Raw genomic sequence first — 17,490 nt, 5'->3', positions numbered from 1 at the left:
GTAATTAAATTGATTTAATTTTCACAATGTTTTCTTCTCTGTACTTGGTATGAGTAACTTTCCTATCATTGATTAGAATAAAAATCATTAATAAAGAGTCCAGTAACAACCTGATGCTTAATACCGCCATTCCAATGGCAAGCAATGCTTTGGATGGCCATAAGGGAATTTTGATTAACCCCATTGTGTGCTCATGAACAGTAAAGGATGTAAGAACATTTGATCCACATTTCCATGTAATAACAGACATGACAAGCAACCCTATTAAAAACCCTAATAAATCAAATATATTCCTATAAAATCTCGGTAGCCTGTTTGTAAAAATTTCGATTATGATATTTTCCTTCTTCCCCTGAACATATGAAAATCCAAGAGAGACTATTATAATTAACGCTATATTCATGATTTCAATAACACCAGCAATTGGCTTGTTAAAGAAATTCCTCATGATAACATCGACCGTTACTAAAAACATGGCAAATATAACGGTAACACCAGCAATCATTAATAAGAAAAATTCTACTTTGCTAAATTTCTCTTCTATTTTTTCCAATAAAAGATTCATACCGGCCTCCCATCTATCATCAAGGGTACATCTCCATACCCTTGATGATGACTGCCCATTCTTTTTTACTTAATGGGTTTTTTCAGTTTCATATTTTTCTGCAGCCTTTATAAAAGCATCCAGAACTTCTTGTCCAGGTAACCCTAGCTCTTTCATTTCTTCCACCCAATCATTCCATACTTTTGATGCAGCACCATCCATAATGAACTCAATGTCGGCATCACTAGGTTCATTAATTGATACGCCTTCGCTTGTAAACGCTTTCAAAGCTTTCACTCCATCTTCTACTTGGTAAATTTGATAGAAGGATTCAGGTTGAAACTCATTTTTAACTTCTAGAATTATTTCTTGAATATCCTTTGGTAGTTCATCCCAGATACTTTTGTTCATCCCATAAAACCCTGGTCCTCCACTTATAGGCAAGGTCCAAACTGAGTCTACTACCTCATGAACTCCAAATGCTAACCCCGCTTGCACACTCATAACAGCACCATCGACCGTACCTTTAGAGACTGCTTCGTATGCTTCATTGAAAGACAATCCAACAGGAGTTGCTCCTAGTTCATCTATCACCGTAGCTATTGGACGTGAAGAGGTAAGGATTCGTTGCCCTTTTAAATCATCAAAACTAGAAATGGGTTTAGTTGACATGACGTTCATTGGAGGTGTTGCATAAGTTCCAATACTTACTACTCCAGCGTTATCCCACTCAGCTTGAATCTCTGGAAAAGTCTCATGCAGTTCATTCAGTGTCTTAATAGCAACCCATGAGTCTGAAAACAGAGCAGGATTAGATGCTACAGAACTCAATGGTAGCCTACCTGATTGCTGTGATGGGTTAATTACTGCAACATCAACTACTCCACTTGAAATCGAATCAATAATATCCTGAGGAGCAGCTAGTGTTCCTCCGTAAAATCGATCAAACTTTACTAAACCATCTGTTCTTTTCTCAATCTCGTCTAAAAATACATCAAAGGCATTAGTTAAAGCTCCAGGTGGTGAATGTGTACTCGCTTTCAAAACAATAGGTTCCATGGTAGACTGTTCTTGGTCTTTACTAGGAGAACTTTGATTTGTATTAGTACTAGAATCTGAATTTGTTTGACTACTAGAACATGCAACTAACCCTAGAAAACAAGCTATAAAAAATACGAATTTTAATACGTTTTTCATATTGATCCCCCTCATTGATATTTAGGAAGTCTTAAGAAAAAATCACCCATTAATTCTTATAGCATGTAAAACACCTCCCTATTTTACTATCCTCACAAGAGATTTCTTAGGTAGTCACATTTGCAAAAGGGCTAATTCAATTAAAATGATAAACCAAAAGTTGTAATTTTCTAAATATTTAGATACGATATCTGTAATCGTTTTTACCTATTAAACTCATATATTTTGTAATAGAGGAGGTCATGGAGATGGACATAAAACAATTTAGGTATTTCATGGCTGTAGCAGAACATTTAAACTTTACTGAAGCTGCCAACCAATTATTTATCGCACAATCATCGCTAAGTCAAAGGATTGTAGAATTAGAAAAAACACTAGGGGTAAAGCTCTTCACACGGAACAAAAGATCCGTTCAGTTAACTTCCGCAGGGAAAGTATTCTTAAAAGAAGCGACATATTTACTACAAAAATTTGAAGAAGCAACGGAGCGAACTCGGCAAGCAGACTCCGGAATTCAAGGTACGTTAAATATTGGCTTCTTAGGATATTCTGTTAATCAATTTCTACCCAAAGTAATTAACAAAGTTAGAAAACAATACCCATTAATTAAACTAAAGCTAGACCGCTATTCTCATGGAAGATTGAATGAAGCTCTAAAAAACGACGAGTTAGATATTACTTTCACTAGTTCTTTCGGACTTCAAAATATTCCTAACTTGGAATTATTAAAGGTTTATAGTGATATATCTTCAGTCGTGGTATACGAGGGCCATCCGCTGGCATCAGTTAAGAAGGTAAAAATGGCAGAATTAAGCGAGGAATCCTTTATTACTCAAAAAAGAGAGGTTTCGCCTCAAGCATATGATCGCTTTCTTAAAATGTGTACAGATAGTGGATTTTCACCTAATATCGTAAATCAAACGTCCTTTTTGGATGCCGTCTTACTATTAGTAGAGGGCGGGTTAGGAATAGCTATTATGCCCAAAAATGTAAAATCCTTTGCTAACTCCGGACTCCATTTTTTAGATATAGAGGGAGAGATAAGTCAGTTTGATATCGTAGCTGCTTGGAAAGAAAACAGTTCAAACCCTTCGATTCCATTTTTCTTAGAGGAAATTAACAAAGTAATATACGCGGAGGAATGAATTAATAAGCCCTTACTACTATAAGTTACCATGTAGGACACTAGCGTTATTACCTTCAAAACTTAATGGTTAAAAAAAATTTAATATTATTAGCCAGTTGCATATATAGCAATAAGGACGTTTACAACCCATTTACATACTCATATAATTCCTAACAACACTACTTATTTTGATGCAGTTATTTGAAAGCGCTATCAACAATAAAACTAGAGGAGGAATGAGTATGCAATCTGTAAAGATGTTAAACAAAAGTTATATTAATGGTGAATGGACCGAAGGTGAGAGCACACGAACCTATGATATTTTAAATCCCTACGACCGTTCTATAGTCACATCTGTTAGATTGGCAACAAGTGAACAGCTCGATGAAACATTTAAGATAGCAAGGGCGGCCCAAAAAGAATGGGCTAAATCGACGGTGGAAGAACGAAGATTGGTACTCCAACGCGCTTTAGACTATTTAGCTGCGAACAAGGAGGATATTGTAAATACAATCATCTCTGAAACCGGTGGTACGGTACTAAAGGCAAATGTTGAACATCACTTAGCAATTGATTTTTTAAAAGAAGCAATTAAATATGCTGATGAAATTTATAAAATTAAAAAAATCCCGGGTTCTCCAGAGAAGTTAAATCATATTTATAAACTTCCTCTTGGGGTGATCTCTTCTATTACACCTTTTAACTTTCCATTAAACCTTTCGATGAGAGCGATCGCTCCTGCAATTGCATTAGGAAATAGTATTGTTCATAAACCTGATATTAAGGTTGGACTTTCTGGAGGTGCCATTATTGCAAAAGCATTTGAGCATGCCGGTCTTCCAAAAGGTGTTTTGAATGTCATATTGACGGATATTGAAGAAATTGGTGATGGAATGTTAACTAATCCGGAGTTAGATTTAATCTGTTTTACCGGTTCTTCTACTGTCGGAAGATATATTGGCGGAATTGCCGGTCAAAACTTGAAGCGTGTTGCCCTTGAATTAGGAGGGAATAGCCCATTGGTTGTCCTCTCCGATGCAGATGTAAACCAGGCTGTTAACGCTGCAATATTCGGGAAATTTATCCACCAAGGTCAAATCTGTATGATCGTTAACCGCATTATCGTACACCAAGATAAATATGATGAATTTGTTGAAAAATTTGTTGCAAGGGCCAAAGAACTTCCCTATGGAGATCCAAGTGATCCAAAAACAATAATTGGTCCACTTATTAATGAACACCAATTAACCAAGGCTCTTCGATACATTGAAGAGGCAAAACAGGAAGGTGCCACGGTCGCTTTAGAAGGAAAAAGGGTTGGGAATGTGCTCACACCATATGTATTCACAAACGTGGAAAATTCTAGCAAACTAGCTCAAACTGAACTATTTGCTCCGATTGCTTCTATTATTAAGGCACGGACAGATAATGAAGCCATCGAAATCGCTAATGACACTGCATACGGGTTAAGCTCATCCATTTTTACTAGTGATTTAGGGCGTGGCGAGGAATTAGCTCTTCAAATTGATGCTGGAATGACCCATGTAAACGATCAAACTGTAAATGATGCACCCAATATTCCATTCGGCGGCAATAAGGCAAGCGGTTTAGGGAGATTTGGAAACCCATGGGTTGTCGAGGAATTTACTGTGACAAAATGGATATCCGTTCAAACAACTGATAGAAAATATCCGTTTTAATATTAATTGTAAGGGGAGTAGTTTTATTTCGTATCTACTCCCTATCTCTTATTTAAAATTGATCCTGTTTAATATCTTTGCTTTTTGAAAATGAAAGATTGATTGTGATAACTCAAACACGGTCCCGTTCGCTAAACATACCGTATTCTCAATAATTAGGGCAGGATCTCCCGGAATTACATTCAACAATTTTGCCATATCTTCATTAATCTTTTCACAGGTAACTATTTTATCAGCAAAGCTAATTGGGAGCTTTAAGTCATCAATCAAGTAACTATATATAGAAGTTTTCGCAATATATTCATTTAAATAGGGCACAATGTCTTTGTTAAAATAACTTAACTCAATGGAAAAAGGTTCCCCGTCCACTACTCGAAGTCTTTTACAAAAATATAGCTTTGAACCGTTTTCACATCTCAGTTGCTTTGCTTTGTCTTCATCTGCTTCTATTACACGTAAGTCCAAGATTTTTGTGTCTATAGTTTTTGAAGTCAAATCTTTTGTTAATCCTCTAAGACTTCCTAAATTTTCCACACGAATCGTTGATAATAATTCAGACCGATAAAGTCGTTTTTGGAAGCATTTCTCTTTAAAGTATCAAGATCTTCTTCTGTCCAATAATAAAAAAAGAGGCCTGTACCAGACCTCCCTAAAAACTGCTTATTCCAATTGATTTGTACCTTCTAAAGCTATTTCATAAGCACTCAATATGGAATCTGCTTCCTCCTCATCCTCAATTCCGACAAGGTATTGCTCGTCTCCCTCTTCCTCTACCTTCATAAAGACTGTTTCCGTGTCACCTTTTAATAGGGCATAAGTTTTTTCACCTTGATGAATGATTCCTTCGACAGAGAATTCCTTTTTATTTCCTTCGTTATCTTCGATTGTAATATAGTCTCTCTCCAGAAAATGCTCCATATAATTTAATTCCTCACTTTTGAATTTTTTTGATTACACTCTAATTACCAAAGTCTCTGTAATCACTATGTTTAAGATTTACTTTTATAGTGAACTCTATCCTCATCTGGAATTTACAAATAAAAAACCCTACACAATGTAGGGTAGAATCAATCAGACACATTATTTCTTTTTAGGTTTTGTTCACTTTGAGGTTCAGCATTTCCTACAGGAGCATTGGTAAAATCATATTCTTTATCAATACCTGAGTATCTACCTAAATCATCACGACGATCTGCACCCACGTCTTTTTTAGCCATTACTATCACCTCCTACAATTTAAGGATTTCCTATTAATTGGCGGAGTATGTTAGGTCATAAACAGCTAGCTCATTATACCTGAACAGGTACTGTATATTCAGTTCTTATTTTTTATCGAACTAGACAGGGTCTCTTATTATTAAACGCCCAATTGGGAATTAGGTACTGCATGGCAACCGAATCATCCCTCGCACCTAACCCCATGTTATTGTATACTTCGTTAGCTCTAGACACTTGATCCATATCGATTTCAATTCCTAAACCAGGCTTATTAGGAATTGAGATGTTACCATCTACTATTTTTAAAGGCTCTTTCGTTAGACGTTCAATTCCTTCCTGCCAAATCCAGTGAGTATCAATTGCGGTAATTTCACCAGGTGCTGCAGCTGCAACGTGGGTAAACATTGCCAATGAGATATCAAAGTGGTTATTAGAATGTGAGCCCCAGGTTAATCCCCAGTCATGACACATTTGAGCAACTCGAACTGATCCCTGCATGGTCCAGAAGTGAGGGTCTGCCAAAGGGATATCCACCGATTGCAAGGAAATGGTATGGCCCATCTGTCTCCAATCCGTTGCAATCATATTGGTAGCTGTCGGGAGCCCTGTTTGTCTTCTGAATTCAGCCATTACTTCCCTACCCGAGTATCCATTTTCTGCTCCACACGGGTCTTCTGCATAGGCAAGAATACCTTTCATATCTTTACAGAGATGGACTGCCTCCTCTAGTGACCAGGCTCCATTTGGGTCTAAGGTGATTCTAGAATCAGGAAATCTTTCTGCTAATGCCCGGATTGCCTTAATTTCCTCCTTCCCTTCGAGAACTCCACCTTTTAGCTTAAAGTCCTTAAAGCCATATTGTTCTTGAGCGGCTTCTGCTAGTCGAACAACTGCCTCAGAAGTTAATGCCTCCTCATGACGCAATCGGTACCAATCATTTGTGGCTAATTCATTGCTATAATAAGGTAAGTCTGTCAGTTTACGATCGCCAATGTAAAATAAATACCCCAGTGTTTTTACTTTTTCTCGTTGTTGGCCTTCACCGAGTAACGCTGCTACAGGGACATTCAAAAACTTCCCAAGTAAATCTAATAAAGCAGCTTCTACTGCTGTAACTGCATGTATTGCAATTCGTAAATCAAATGTTTGGAGGCCTCTCCCATTTGCATCGCGGTCTGCAAAATTTCTTCGAATTGAATTTAAGGTATTGTTATAGTTTCCAATAGAAGAGCCAACGATTAGGGATTTAGCATCCTCTAATGTTTGCCGAATTCCTTCTCCGCCAGGTACCTCACCTACCCCTGTATTCCCACTGCTGTCTATGAGTATGACTATGTTTCTAGTAAAATATGGCCCATGTGCTCCACTAAGATTTAGTAACATGCTATCGTGTCCTGCAACTGGTATAACTGTCATATCCGTAATAATAGGAGTTGTGTTAACCTTTTGGATCATTGTATTCATCTTGGTTTCCCCTTTCTCTATCGGGTCACTTCAATATTAGCGAGTTTTTCATAGTATTTAACTAGGCTTGAATGATCTTCAATGTGATATCCATCTGCTTTTAAGGCATGCATCATTTCAAGAACTGACGCAGTTAATGGTAATGGTGCATTTATTTCATGGCTTGTTTCTAAAGCATTTAGTAAGTCCTTTATATGTAAATCAATACGGAAACCTGGCTGGAACTGTCTATCCATAACTAATGGAGCTTTGGCTTCTAGAACCGTGCTACCAGCTAAACCACCTCTTATCGCTTCGAAAATGAGGTCAGGACTTACTCCCGCTTTACTAGCTAACACCAGTGCCTCAGACATAGCTGCAATATTAATAGCAACAATTACTTGATTCGCTAATTTCGCTGTATTTCCTGCTCCAATCTCACCAACATGGACGACAGATCCCGCCATCGCTTTCATGATTTCGTAGTTCTGATCGAACACTTCTTTCTTTCCACCAACCATGACCGATAATGTACCATCAATCGCTTTTGGCTCGCCTCCACTCACTGGTGCATCTAACATTTCGACCCCTTTTTCACGTAAAGCAGAAGCAATCTCCTTTGAAGCTATCGGGGCAATAGAGCTCATATCAATAAATACCTTTCCTTGTGACAATCCCTCAATAAGTCCATTCTCTCCCAGCACAACCTCCTTCACCTGAGGAGAGTTGGGAAGAATGGAAACTACCACGTCACTTTTTTCTGCAACCTCTTTAGAAGTAGCGGCCGTTTCTACTCCTAACGCCACCAGTTCCTCTGTTACTTCTTTTCTTCTATCAATTATTACTAGGTTATAACCTGCTTTTATCAAATTCTTGCACATTGGTTTTCCCATAATCCCAAGACCGATAAATCCTATTTTCATATAATCCACTCCTTTTTTACTGTACTTTTTGGTATACATCTAGCTGTTTTAGAACTTCAATAAGTTTTGTCTTATTTTCCGGAGTTAGCTCTTTGACTGGACCTAACGTAACCCCTGCATTAACTCCTACAAGGTTTAACGCTTCCTTCATAACCACTGGAAAGCTACCCAATCCAAAGGCTAATCGTAATGGAGCAAGTTTAAATTGAAGTTCCCTTGCTTTCTCAAACTCACCTGCTACATATGCATCGTAAATTCCTGCAACAATCGCTGGTGCTACATTTCCAGTACTAGCAATTCCACCCGTTCCGCCATAACAAAGATTTGCAAAAATCAATGTATCTCTTCCAGCCAGAACCTGAAAATCCTTACCTTGCGTTAATCTTATATACTCAGCCATCTTTGTCATATCTCCACTGCTATCTTTGATTCCGATAATATTATCTACTTTAGATAGCTCTACACATGTATCCGGAGAAATACTGACGTTCGTTTTTTCATCATTTCCATATAAAATAACAGGGAGGCTAGTAGATTTTGCAATTTCTTTATAATGCTCTTTGAGTTCTTCTTGATTCGGTGTGACAAAATAGGGGGTTAAAACGGAAACGGCAGAAATCCCCCCAACTTCCTCCGCTAAACGAGCCGTTTTGATACAATCTCTTGTTGTAATCTCACTTGCCCCCGCATAGATAGGGACACGTCCTGCTGTATGTTCAACGGTTATCTCTAATACACGTTTTTTTTGCTGATCACTTAAGCCATAAATTTCTCCCGTACTACCTAATACAAAGACTCCATGAACGCCACCTTGAATGGTATAATCAATTACTTGGCGAAGCCCATCCTCTAATAAATTCCCTTGTTGATCCAATGGAGTCACAAGAGCTGGAATAACCCCTTTAGCCTGAAACATTTAAATTCCTCCCTTTGAACATTTTTTATACCGGAGTATCCACTCCATTATTCGCATGCTTTGTTTTTCTACTTTGTACTAGTGAGAACACAATGGAAATAAGGATTAGCCCCCATAGAACTAGAGCAATCGGTCCTTTTGTGAAAAAGATTGTAACATCTCCTCCACTCCCTTTTAGAGAATCAATAAAGTACTTCTCTAAATCTTTCCCAAGGATAAATCCAATTAGAAATGGTGCTACTTGAATACCTATCTTTGTAAATACAAAGCCAGCTAAACCAAATAAGAGCAATGTCCAAACATCAAAAATTACTCCATTATTGATGGCATAAGCACCGACTACACACATGACAATGATGATCGGATAAATAATTTGTTTAGGAACATACACTAATTTCGCCATATATTTGATTGCCAAGAACATCATGAAAAACATAATGACATTTGCAATAAGAAGGGCGTAGACAATCCCACTCCAAAGATCTGGGTTTGACGTAATAAATAGTGGTCCAACTTGGATTCCTTGAAGTAAAAAAGCGCCCACTAAAACAGCAGTTGTGCTGTCTCCAGGTATCCCTAATGATAAAAGAGGAATTAATGCGCCTCCCGTTAACCCATTATTCGATGCTTCACTTGCTATGACCCCTTCAGGTTCTCCTTTTCCTAATTTGTCTGGATGTTTAGAAAAGTTTTTCGCTTGAGAGTAAGCTAGGATTGATGCAGCACTTCCCCCCACACCAGGAAGGATACCAACAAAGGTTCCAATCGCAGAAGATCGAAGTGTATTCATCCATTGCCCATTAAACACCTTAAACGAAAATTTATCCTTCTTACTAAACTCAAATTTTTGATAGGGAGAAGACTTCATACCCGTTTCAGCTTCTTGCAGGATTTGAGTAATTGCAAAAAGCCCGATAAGCACTGGTAATAAGGCAAATCCATAATACAATTCATTTTCTAATAACGAAGGTACTAATCTCAATTGATTATTGTCCGCAAAGAACCCAATTAAGCTTATATACACCCCCAGAAAACCACTAAAAATTCCTCCTAATAAGCTACCACTAGATAATGAAGCAATAACGGTTAGGGCAAACAGGATAATCAGAAACTTTTCCACGGATGAAAAGTCTATCGCTACTGAAGCGAGAACTGGTGCAAAGAAGTATAGGATAGCTAAACTAAAGATTCCACCTATTAAGGAAGCTGTAATCCCTACCTTTAGTGCACTTTCTCCTTGCCCTTTTTGTGTCATCGGATAACCATCAAAAGTGGTACAGATAGAGGAAGGAGTCCCCGGAATATTCATTAAGATTGCCGGTACTAACCCCCCGCTAATCCCTCCCACATAGAGACCCAGTAATAAACCCAAAGAGTCAATTAAATCTAGTGCATAAGTAATTGGCAGAAAGATAGCAATTGCCATTGTTGCTGTCATCCCTGGGATAGCCCCGAATATAATTCCTACAAAGACCCCAACTATACATAGAATGATAGACAACGGAGTTAAAATCTCAAACGCTTCCACAGTATTCACCGCCTTTACGGTAGAGTAATATCAAATAAGTATCCAAAGAAAAACCATACAAGAACCGATGTAGTCACCGAATTCACTAGTGAAATGATCAAAGTATTCCGCTTCAGATTTCCTCTTAAGAGAATCGTTAACACAAACATAAAAATAATCGATGCAGCAATAAAACCAATCACTTCAAGGAAAAACACATAACCAAACAATAATAGAATGGTTCCGAAAAACTTCAATTTATCAAAGTTTTCTACCATCATTTTTTTAAAAAATATGTTTTTATTCCCACTTCTTATTCTCTTGGATACTTGTTGTACAAGAATCGCTAGCAATAAGATAATTAAAATGGTCTGAATAATTTTCGGAAAGATTAGATGGTACTCACTATACGTGATTTCCATGGTGAGCAAATCTTTCATTTTTTCCACCTGCCCCTTACATTCTATGGTGATCTTTATTCTAAGAAGTACTACTAGTCAAAGTGGTACTTCTTACTAGTCTATTAGTTAGCAGTTATTTCATTAAGATCTGGACCATTTTTAATAATGTTACTTAAGATATCTCTTTTTTCAGTAAGATGAGCTTCTGCTTCTTCCATTGGAATATGGTTTACAACGAAAGCGTTTACACTTAAATCCTTAGCATAATCTGGATTTTTTACTACCTCAGCGATTGCTTGATCCAATTTGTCTACAAACGCCTGATCAATGTCTTTAGGTAGAAGGAAGAAGTATTCTTTGTCGAAGGTAAATTCCTTTCCATCCACTTTAATACCTTGCTCTGCAAAGGTTGGAATTTCGTAACCTTCTAATCTTTCAGAAGAAGTAATACCAACAAATTTCATCTTAATCTTGTCTTCTACTCCCTCTTCAGTATACTGTGCATTGGATGAAACAGAGCCATGAATAATATCCACATTTCCATCCCATAAAGCTTGGTCTTTATCACTTTGAGAACCAGTGACGTACACCTTGATACGATCAGAGACTTCGGTACCGTACTCTTCTTTCACCCATAAGTAGTAAGCATCAAAACCAATTTGAGATACTCCACCCGCTTCAATTGCTACCTTTATCGTTTTATCCGGGTTGCTTTTTAGCCATTCAGCGGATTCAGCCATTGTATCAAAGGGAGCATCGGCCTTTGCTAGGAATGCATTTCCTGGATTTAAGGCAACAACAGGTCCTACTGTCCAATTTTCTAGAGAGTATTTTTCATCAAAGCTACCATATTCTACTCCTAGATAAGCCATATCATGGAAGAACATCACTGAACTGCCATCCGTTTTTGCTTTTGCTAGCTCATCAAAGGCGCGATTTGCCCCAACGGCATCCACTTTCGCATTTGTATCTAGTTCTTTTTCTAAATATCTTGTAACTGCATCAGCATTTTGGTACGTGTCCCCACCTGTCGAGCTTGATCCAATTAATACTCGTACTCTAGAGACATCAACCTTCGTAGAGTCCTCATTGCCTGAAGCTTCTTCTTTCCCACAACCAGCTAAAACAGCACCTAGCAAAAGTACAAAAAGCATAACCCACACTTTTTTCATTACTCTAGCACCCCTTTTTTATATAGTTGTAAACGCTTACTATTTAGTAGTAAAAAAACTGCCGTTTATAGTCATCCATTTTTAGTTAATAAAAGGTCTGTATCACTTAATATTCCTTTCATAAACAAAGCAATATTTCTTGCCTGATTATACAGAAGCTGTTCAGCATTGTTCATACAATCCTCTAGCGATATGGGTCCTACTGCTATGGAATGACAACTCATAAAGTAGTCATGTAGTTTCTCATATCCTTCTCCCAGGCTTCCTGAAAGTAGAATCGTCTTAACACCCTCTTCATTCGCCAGGTTCGCTATATAGATAGGGACTTTCCCATACAGTGTTTGAAAATCGCTTTGCCCTTCACCCGTAATAACGTAATTTGCATTTTTAATTGAATGACTTAATTTTGTAACTTCCGCAACAATTTTCGAACCAGATTTCATGATTCCGTTTAAGATAAGAAAAGCAAAACCTAATCCACCTGCTGCACCAGCACCTTCTATATGTTTTAACTCCGTACCTAACTGATTTTCAATTAGAATTGCGTATTGTTTCATTGCACAATCAAACTCTTCTAGTTTGGTTTGTTCAATCCCCTTCTGAGGTCCAAAGACATAAGAGGCACCATTCTTCCCACAAAGAGGATTGGTGACATCGTTCGCGATTGTAAACTTACATTCTTTTAGAAGAGGATGTAATGAGGATAAATCTACCTTTTCCACATGGAAAATAGATTCTCCAACTGGTGGAAGTAAATCCCCTTTTTCATTAGAGAACGTTGCACCAAGAGCTTGTAACATTCCCATGCCCCCATCATTGGTCGAGCTTCCCCCAAGTCCCACAATAAATTCTCGGTACCCATCTTCTATCGCATGTAATATTACTTCCCCAATACCATATGTAGTTGTATTTTTAGGGTTACGCTCCCGTAATGGAACCATTGGCAATCCCGATATTGCCGCTACCTCTATTACGGCTGTTTTTCCATCACCTAAAACACCAAATTCTGTTTCTACCGAATGTTGCAATGGTCCTCTTGCTCTGACCTTAATTCGATCCCCTTTTGTTGCAAAAACAAGCGTTTCTAGTGTACCTTCACCTCCGTCAGCCATTGGAATGATTTCTACATCTAGATCTGGTAGTTCCCTACTAAAAGCATCCTTAATAATCGTCCCCACTTGAAGTGCGGATAAGCTGCCTTTATAGGAATCTGGAGCTACTAGGATTTTCATAGTACCACCTTTTTCTCTGAATATTAGAACAACTTAATTAAACTATATTAACGTAGTCGAAATCATCGGGTACCCGCACAAAATATCTCGAGAAAAAAAGATAATAGTTGTGCAGTTGCACAACTATTATCGAAAGGTTAATTTTTTTATTACTAATAACACCCTTAATAGTAAGGCATCATGAAAGTTTTTAGGATCCAAACCAGTCTTTTTAGAAATACTATCCAACCGATATAATAGTGTATTTCGGTGAATATGAAGCTCCTCAGCAGTAACTTTCATATTTAATGCGTTAGCATATAAGACTTCTAATGTATGTATCTGCTCTTCATTCAAAGTAACTTCTTCAGGTAGGTATTGTGCATAAAAACCCTTTAATGTTTCTTCAGGTACTTGTTGAAAAAGAGTAATTATCCCCCAATCAGATATATGGGCTACTCCGTTAGTTTTAGGAAACTTTTCGAGCAATTTTAAACTGTTACAAGCTTCGACATAGGATTTTCGATAACCTTCTATTCCATTATAGGATCCACCAATTCCAATCTTACTCTTAATCCCTTGGTTCATAAAATAGGTGTGAATAGAATCTGCGGCCGTTTGGTAGTTATTTTTTGTGGGCGGAATCGCAATGATACAGTTATCGTCCTCCAAAAAGCTTGCAAAAACAATTGAAGGAAGTAGGGTTTTTAATAGATGTAGACGCTCGTCTTTCTTTTTTCTGCTGTTTACCACTTCATCCATGTCTTGATGTTTAGTACTTGTTAATAAATCAGGAAAACGAATCAGCAAAATGGTAATTTTTATTTCAAAATTAAGATTTAAATAGTGCAAGCCATCTGCTTCAAGTTTTGAAGCGTGAAAATGAGTTGGATGAACAAAATCTAACACCCATTTTTCAGTAAGTTTATTCTCGTATTGTAATTGATTAAATAATTCCATTTCCTGAAGCATGACTTCAACAGTAACTTTCAAAATTTGAGCAAATTGTATGACATCATTTGGTTCCCCCGTAACACCTATACAGCCAATAATTTTCTGCTGTATTTCAATTGGCAAGTTAACACCAGGCTTTGCTCCAGTAAAATGTGCTTCATCTTCAGAATAGATAAAGATTGCTTTTTTAGTATCAAAAACCATTAATGCCCCTTGGTGTATTTGATGTAATCTTGAGGAATCTGTACTCCCGACAATAACCCCATCACTGTTCATAATATTAATATTATAGTTTACTAGTTTTTTAAGCTTAACTAATATTGAATGTGCTACTTCAGACGTTATCCGCATTATATCACCTGCCTCATAAATGTAACCGTTTACTCTTGTTTAATAAAATACCATAGTTTCTGAAAGTTCCCAAGATTTTTTATTTATCAAACACTATTTTTCAAACAACAAAAAAGAGGAAGTACCTTATCTCCCTCTCTCTCATTCTATTGCTTGTTCTCTTTTATCTTCAATGCAGCTAAACTGGCAAAATCATGGACAATGGTAGCTGCTAATAAGGAGGTGATCTGCGTTTGATCATATTGAGGTAATACTTCTACTACATCAAATCCAATATAGTTAAAACCCGTTAACGATCGAATCATTTGTAATGTCTCCCTACTACTAAATCCACCAACCTCTAAGGTACCGGTCCCTGGTGCACAGGAGGGGTCAACAAAATCGATATCAAAGGTTAAAAATACGGGAGTATCCCCAATTACGTTTCTCATTTTTGTAAGCACGCTCTCAAATCCTATTTGTTCTAGTTCATGTGTAGTTATCACGTTATATCCTAGTTCATAGCTTTCTTGAACATCCCCAGGGTGATTAAGCGTACCTCTAATACCGATTTGAAAGACCTTAGATGGATCAACCAACCCTTCTTCGTGTGCTCGGATAAAGGGAGACCCATGCCAATACTTTTCTTCATAGTACGTATCCCACGTATCCGTGTGGGAATCAAAATGAATCATCGCAACTGGTCCATGGACCTTTGCTGCCGCACGTAAGCTAGCTAGGGTAATCGAATGATCTCCTCCAAGGCCTATAGGAATGATGTCCTTTTCCATCAGACCTTTCACTGCTTCTTCCATAAGTTCGTAGCTTTTATGAATATTATGTGGAATGACCGAAACATCTCCGATATCAATCGCATTTGTTTCATCAAAAGGATAGACCTTATGAATGGGATGGTAGGGAAACAAGGTCATAGATGCTTGGCGAATGGCCTGTGGAGCAAACCGGGCACCTACCCGAAATGATGCTGCTGTATCAAAAGGCATGCCAATAATGGCTAATTTTGCATTCTCTCTGTGTTCAGGTAATCTAACAAATGATCCCGTTGTACAAAATTCAGGTTTGACCTCTGGCGATAATGGATATTTCATTTTTTATATTCCTCCAGTCATTTAATTTAATCAGATGCTTTACAATCAAGATTAAATTCATTGAAAGGAGTACTGGAATCAAAAAATGTAACATGTTCATCTTATCGCCTCAACTTTCTGTTTAAGATTATGAATGACTGTCATTCATTTTTACACTTAAAAAAATAACAACCTAAAAATTATTTTCAATAATCTGAATATAATTCAAAATCAAAAAAATATCAAGTGATATCTTCAACTATTTTACAAATGGAAGGGGCTGGTTGTTATTATGTTTAGGTGCATGACTTTCTTCTCGCACCCCTTCTTCTATTTCAGACAAAGACTTACATCTTAATGAAAGTAGTTGGCTCAAGTTCTTCCATTTCATTAAATTCGATAGTAGTAACTTTTCTAGTAAACATTCTTGTGAGATACAATAAATACAAAAGTCCGACGGCCAGCCATACAGCTCCAAGAATAAGAGAGCTCTTTTCAAGGTTTAACCACAAAATCAGTATCGCGCCGGCACCTAGCAATGGCATAATGATATATGAAAACATGCCCTTTAGTGTTGTATATTGCTTTTTCTTAAAAGCATAGTGGGCAATAACTGATAAATTAACAAATGTAAAAGCAATCAAAGCTCCAAAATTTATAAATGATGCGGCTGTTGCCAAGCTAAAGAAGATGGCGGAAAGAGAAGCAATTCCAACTATGATAATATTTAATGCTGGAGTTCTAAGCTTCGGATGTACATACCCAAAGACTTTCTCTGGCAGGATCTTATCTCTACCCATGACATACAGCAGCCTCGACACGCTTGCATGAGAAGCAATACCAGATGAAAGGGTTCCAGCTATTCCACCTGCAATAAAGATAATCTGAAATAAAGACCCTCCAATCGAGGCAGCAATTTCTGGAGATGAGGCTTCTAGGTCAGTAAAGTCTTGTGGATTAGGAAAAACGAGTTGAATAAAATACGAGGTGACAATAAACATCAATCCACCTAATAGCGCTGTGAGAAAAATGGCTTTTGGAATCGTCTTTTTCGGGTTAGGTGTTTCTTCTGCTAGCATAGCCACCGCATCAAACCCTAAGTAAGAAAAACACATTAACGTCGCACCAGCAATGAGAAGGGATGAGTCTAACCCTTGTTCAAAAAATGGCTGAACGGAGAATGCTTGTTCTACACCACCATCACTTAATAAATATTTAATAGCGACTCCAATAAATAATAAAATAATCGTTCCTTGAAGAATCACTAAGAAAGTATTAAAGTTTGCCGTTGAATTAATACTCATTAAGTTAAAGAAGGTTACTACCATAACAAATCCTGCTACCCAAATCCACTCTGGTACGGCCGGAAAGATTGAAGATAAATAGATTTGAAAAATTAGGGCATTGACCATCGGTAAAAATAGATAATCCATTAAAGCTGCCCATCCAACTAGAAAGCCTAAATGGGAATTGATTGACTTTTGAGTGTAGGTATACGCAGATCCTGCGGTTGGGTATACTTGAATCATCTGCTTATAACTGAGTGCCGTTAACAACATGGCAATTAAAGCAAGGATGTAAGCAGTAGGAACATGTCCTGCTGTTGCTTCCGAAGCAATACCAAAGGTATCAAAAACAACCATTGGTGTCATATAGCCAATACCCATTAATACAATATGTGATAGCTTAAGGGACCTTCTTAATTCAATTTTTTCAGCCGTCATGTATCTTCCCCCAGTCAAAATATTATTTATAGAATA

The 17,490-nt window shown here is 37.5% G+C and carries 16 protein-coding genes and 1 pseudogene; 2 read left to right on the top strand and 15 right to left on the bottom strand.

From position 1 onward, the window contains the following. Positions 1-4: 4 nt before the first annotated feature. Together BKO01S_RS03125 and BKO01S_RS03120 are read right to left on the bottom strand one after the other, a co-directional pair. A complete protein-coding gene (locus BKO01S_RS03125) occupies positions 5-565 on the bottom strand; it encodes a TRAP transporter small permease (protein WP_066048446.1) in 561 nt (186 codons plus the stop codon). A gap of 69 nt (positions 566-634) precedes the next feature. After that, positions 635-1,741 carry a C4-dicarboxylate TRAP transporter substrate-binding protein gene (locus BKO01S_RS03120; protein WP_066048443.1) on the bottom strand — a complete coding sequence of 369 codons (1,107 nt, stop codon included), beginning with the start codon at positions 1,739-1,741 and terminating at the stop codon, positions 635-637. Between the two features lie 248 nt (positions 1,742-1,989). Here BKO01S_RS03120 and BKO01S_RS03115 point away from each other — a divergent pair, with 248 nt between their 5' ends. Next, positions 1,990-2,886, top strand: coding sequence for a LysR family transcriptional regulator (locus tag BKO01S_RS03115; protein ID WP_066048440.1), 897 nt, complete (start codon positions 1,990-1,992; stop codon positions 2,884-2,886). A gap of 223 nt (positions 2,887-3,109) precedes the next feature. Then, the gene (locus BKO01S_RS03110; RefSeq protein ID WP_066048439.1) at positions 3,110-4,567 is read left to right on the top strand and encodes an aldehyde dehydrogenase family protein; all 1,458 of its coding nucleotides are present in this window, start codon (positions 3,110-3,112) and stop codon (positions 4,565-4,567) included. A gap of 48 nt (positions 4,568-4,615) precedes the next feature. Here the strand turns inward: BKO01S_RS03110 and BKO01S_RS03105 are convergent. From BKO01S_RS03105 to BKO01S_RS03050, 13 genes and pseudogenes are all read right to left on the bottom strand, one after another. Continuing rightward, a pseudogene (locus tag BKO01S_RS03105) lies at positions 4,616-5,095 on the bottom strand (GntR family transcriptional regulator); the annotation flags it as partial. A gap of 132 nt (positions 5,096-5,227) precedes the next feature. After that, complete coding sequence (locus BKO01S_RS03100; protein WP_066048438.1) at positions 5,228-5,485, bottom strand: DUF1292 domain-containing protein; 258 nt, start codon at positions 5,483-5,485, stop codon at positions 5,228-5,230. A gap of 149 nt (positions 5,486-5,634) precedes the next feature. Further along, entirely contained in the window at positions 5,635-5,784 is a 150-nt protein-coding gene (locus BKO01S_RS24225; RefSeq protein ID WP_157077272.1) for a hypothetical protein, read from the bottom strand. A 112-nt stretch (positions 5,785-5,896) separates the two neighbouring features. Beyond that, positions 5,897-7,249: a glucarate dehydratase gene (gene gudD / locus BKO01S_RS03095; protein WP_066048434.1), complete on the bottom strand. Its 1,353-nt coding sequence runs from the start codon at positions 7,247-7,249 to the stop codon at positions 5,897-5,899. A gap of 17 nt (positions 7,250-7,266) precedes the next feature. Continuing rightward, on the bottom strand, positions 7,267-8,151 hold the full coding sequence (garR, locus tag BKO01S_RS03090) for a 2-hydroxy-3-oxopropionate reductase (RefSeq protein ID WP_066048430.1): 885 nt from the start codon (positions 8,149-8,151) through the stop codon (positions 7,267-7,269). 16 nt (positions 8,152-8,167) lie between these two features. Beyond that, complete coding sequence (gene dapA / locus BKO01S_RS03085; RefSeq protein WP_066048427.1) at positions 8,168-9,067, bottom strand: 4-hydroxy-tetrahydrodipicolinate synthase; 900 nt, start codon at positions 9,065-9,067, stop codon at positions 8,168-8,170. Positions 9,068-9,092: 25 nt separating this feature from the next. Beyond that, positions 9,093-10,595, bottom strand: a complete 1,503-nt coding sequence (locus BKO01S_RS03080) for a tripartite tricarboxylate transporter permease (RefSeq protein WP_066048424.1) — start codon at positions 10,593-10,595, stop codon at positions 9,093-9,095. Positions 10,596-10,609: 14 nt separating this feature from the next. After that, complete coding sequence (locus tag BKO01S_RS03075) at positions 10,610-11,014, bottom strand: tripartite tricarboxylate transporter TctB family protein (RefSeq protein ID WP_066048422.1); 405 nt, start codon at positions 11,012-11,014, stop codon at positions 10,610-10,612. Between the two features lie 83 nt (positions 11,015-11,097). Then, complete coding sequence (locus BKO01S_RS03070) at positions 11,098-12,147, bottom strand: tripartite tricarboxylate transporter substrate-binding protein (RefSeq protein WP_066048420.1); 1,050 nt, start codon at positions 12,145-12,147, stop codon at positions 11,098-11,100. 71 nt (positions 12,148-12,218) lie between these two features. Next, the gene (locus BKO01S_RS03065; RefSeq protein WP_066048417.1) at positions 12,219-13,379 is read right to left on the bottom strand and encodes a glycerate kinase; all 1,161 of its coding nucleotides are present in this window, start codon (positions 13,377-13,379) and stop codon (positions 12,219-12,221) included. Between the two features lie 126 nt (positions 13,380-13,505). Continuing rightward, complete coding sequence (locus tag BKO01S_RS03060; protein WP_066048414.1) at positions 13,506-14,663, bottom strand: CdaR family transcriptional regulator; 1,158 nt, start codon at positions 14,661-14,663, stop codon at positions 13,506-13,508. A gap of 146 nt (positions 14,664-14,809) precedes the next feature. Next, positions 14,810-15,751, bottom strand: a complete 942-nt coding sequence (gene speB / locus BKO01S_RS03055; protein ID WP_066048411.1) for an agmatinase — start codon at positions 15,749-15,751, stop codon at positions 14,810-14,812. Positions 15,752-16,077: 326 nt separating this feature from the next. Beyond that, on the bottom strand, positions 16,078-17,454 hold the full coding sequence (locus BKO01S_RS03050) for an APC family permease (protein WP_066048408.1): 1,377 nt from the start codon (positions 17,452-17,454) through the stop codon (positions 16,078-16,080). Positions 17,455-17,490 lie beyond the last annotated feature (36 nt).

Origin of the sequence: Robertmurraya korlensis NBRC 107688 (assembly GCF_001591645.1) — a bacterium.
In the GTDB taxonomy this organism is placed as follows: Bacteria; Bacillota; Bacilli; order Bacillales; family Cytobacillaceae; genus Robertmurraya_A.
This window is presented reverse-complemented; position numbering and strand designations above follow the sequence as displayed.

Coding starts and splice junctions, on each gene's coding strand:
- gudD (WP_066048434.1), bottom strand. CDS start 7,249: ATGAATACAATGATCCAAAAGGTTAACACAACTCCTATTATTACGGAT.
- speB (WP_066048411.1), bottom strand. CDS start 15,751: ATGAAATATCCATTATCGCCAGAGGTCAAACCTGAATTTTGTACAACG.
- BKO01S_RS03060 (WP_066048414.1), bottom strand. CDS start 14,663: ATGCGGATAACGTCTGAAGTAGCACATTCAATATTAGTTAAGCTTAAA.
- BKO01S_RS03075 (WP_066048422.1), bottom strand. CDS start 11,014: ATGAAAGATTTGCTCACCATGGAAATCACGTATAGTGAGTACCATCTA.
- BKO01S_RS03100 (WP_066048438.1), bottom strand. CDS start 5,485: ATGGAGCATTTTCTGGAGAGAGACTATATTACAATCGAAGATAACGAA.
- garR (WP_066048430.1), bottom strand. CDS start 8,151: ATGAAAATAGGATTTATCGGTCTTGGGATTATGGGAAAACCAATGTGC.
- BKO01S_RS24225 (WP_157077272.1), bottom strand. CDS start 5,784: ATGGCTAAAAAAGACGTGGGTGCAGATCGTCGTGATGATTTAGGTAGA.
- BKO01S_RS03120 (WP_066048443.1), bottom strand. CDS start 1,741: ATGAAAAACGTATTAAAATTCGTATTTTTTATAGCTTGTTTTCTAGGG.
- BKO01S_RS03050 (WP_066048408.1), bottom strand. CDS start 17,454: ATGACGGCTGAAAAAATTGAATTAAGAAGGTCCCTTAAGCTATCACAT.
- BKO01S_RS03070 (WP_066048420.1), bottom strand. CDS start 12,147: ATGAAAAAAGTGTGGGTTATGCTTTTTGTACTTTTGCTAGGTGCTGTT.
- BKO01S_RS03065 (WP_066048417.1), bottom strand. CDS start 13,379: ATGAAAATCCTAGTAGCTCCAGATTCCTATAAAGGCAGCTTATCCGCA.
- BKO01S_RS03125 (WP_066048446.1), bottom strand. CDS start 565: ATGAATCTTTTATTGGAAAAAATAGAAGAGAAATTTAGCAAAGTAGAA.
- BKO01S_RS03110 (WP_066048439.1), top strand. CDS start 3,110: ATGCAATCTGTAAAGATGTTAAACAAAAGTTATATTAATGGTGAATGG.
- BKO01S_RS03115 (WP_066048440.1), top strand. CDS start 1,990: ATGGACATAAAACAATTTAGGTATTTCATGGCTGTAGCAGAACATTTA.
- dapA (WP_066048427.1), bottom strand. CDS start 9,067: ATGTTTCAGGCTAAAGGGGTTATTCCAGCTCTTGTGACTCCATTGGAT.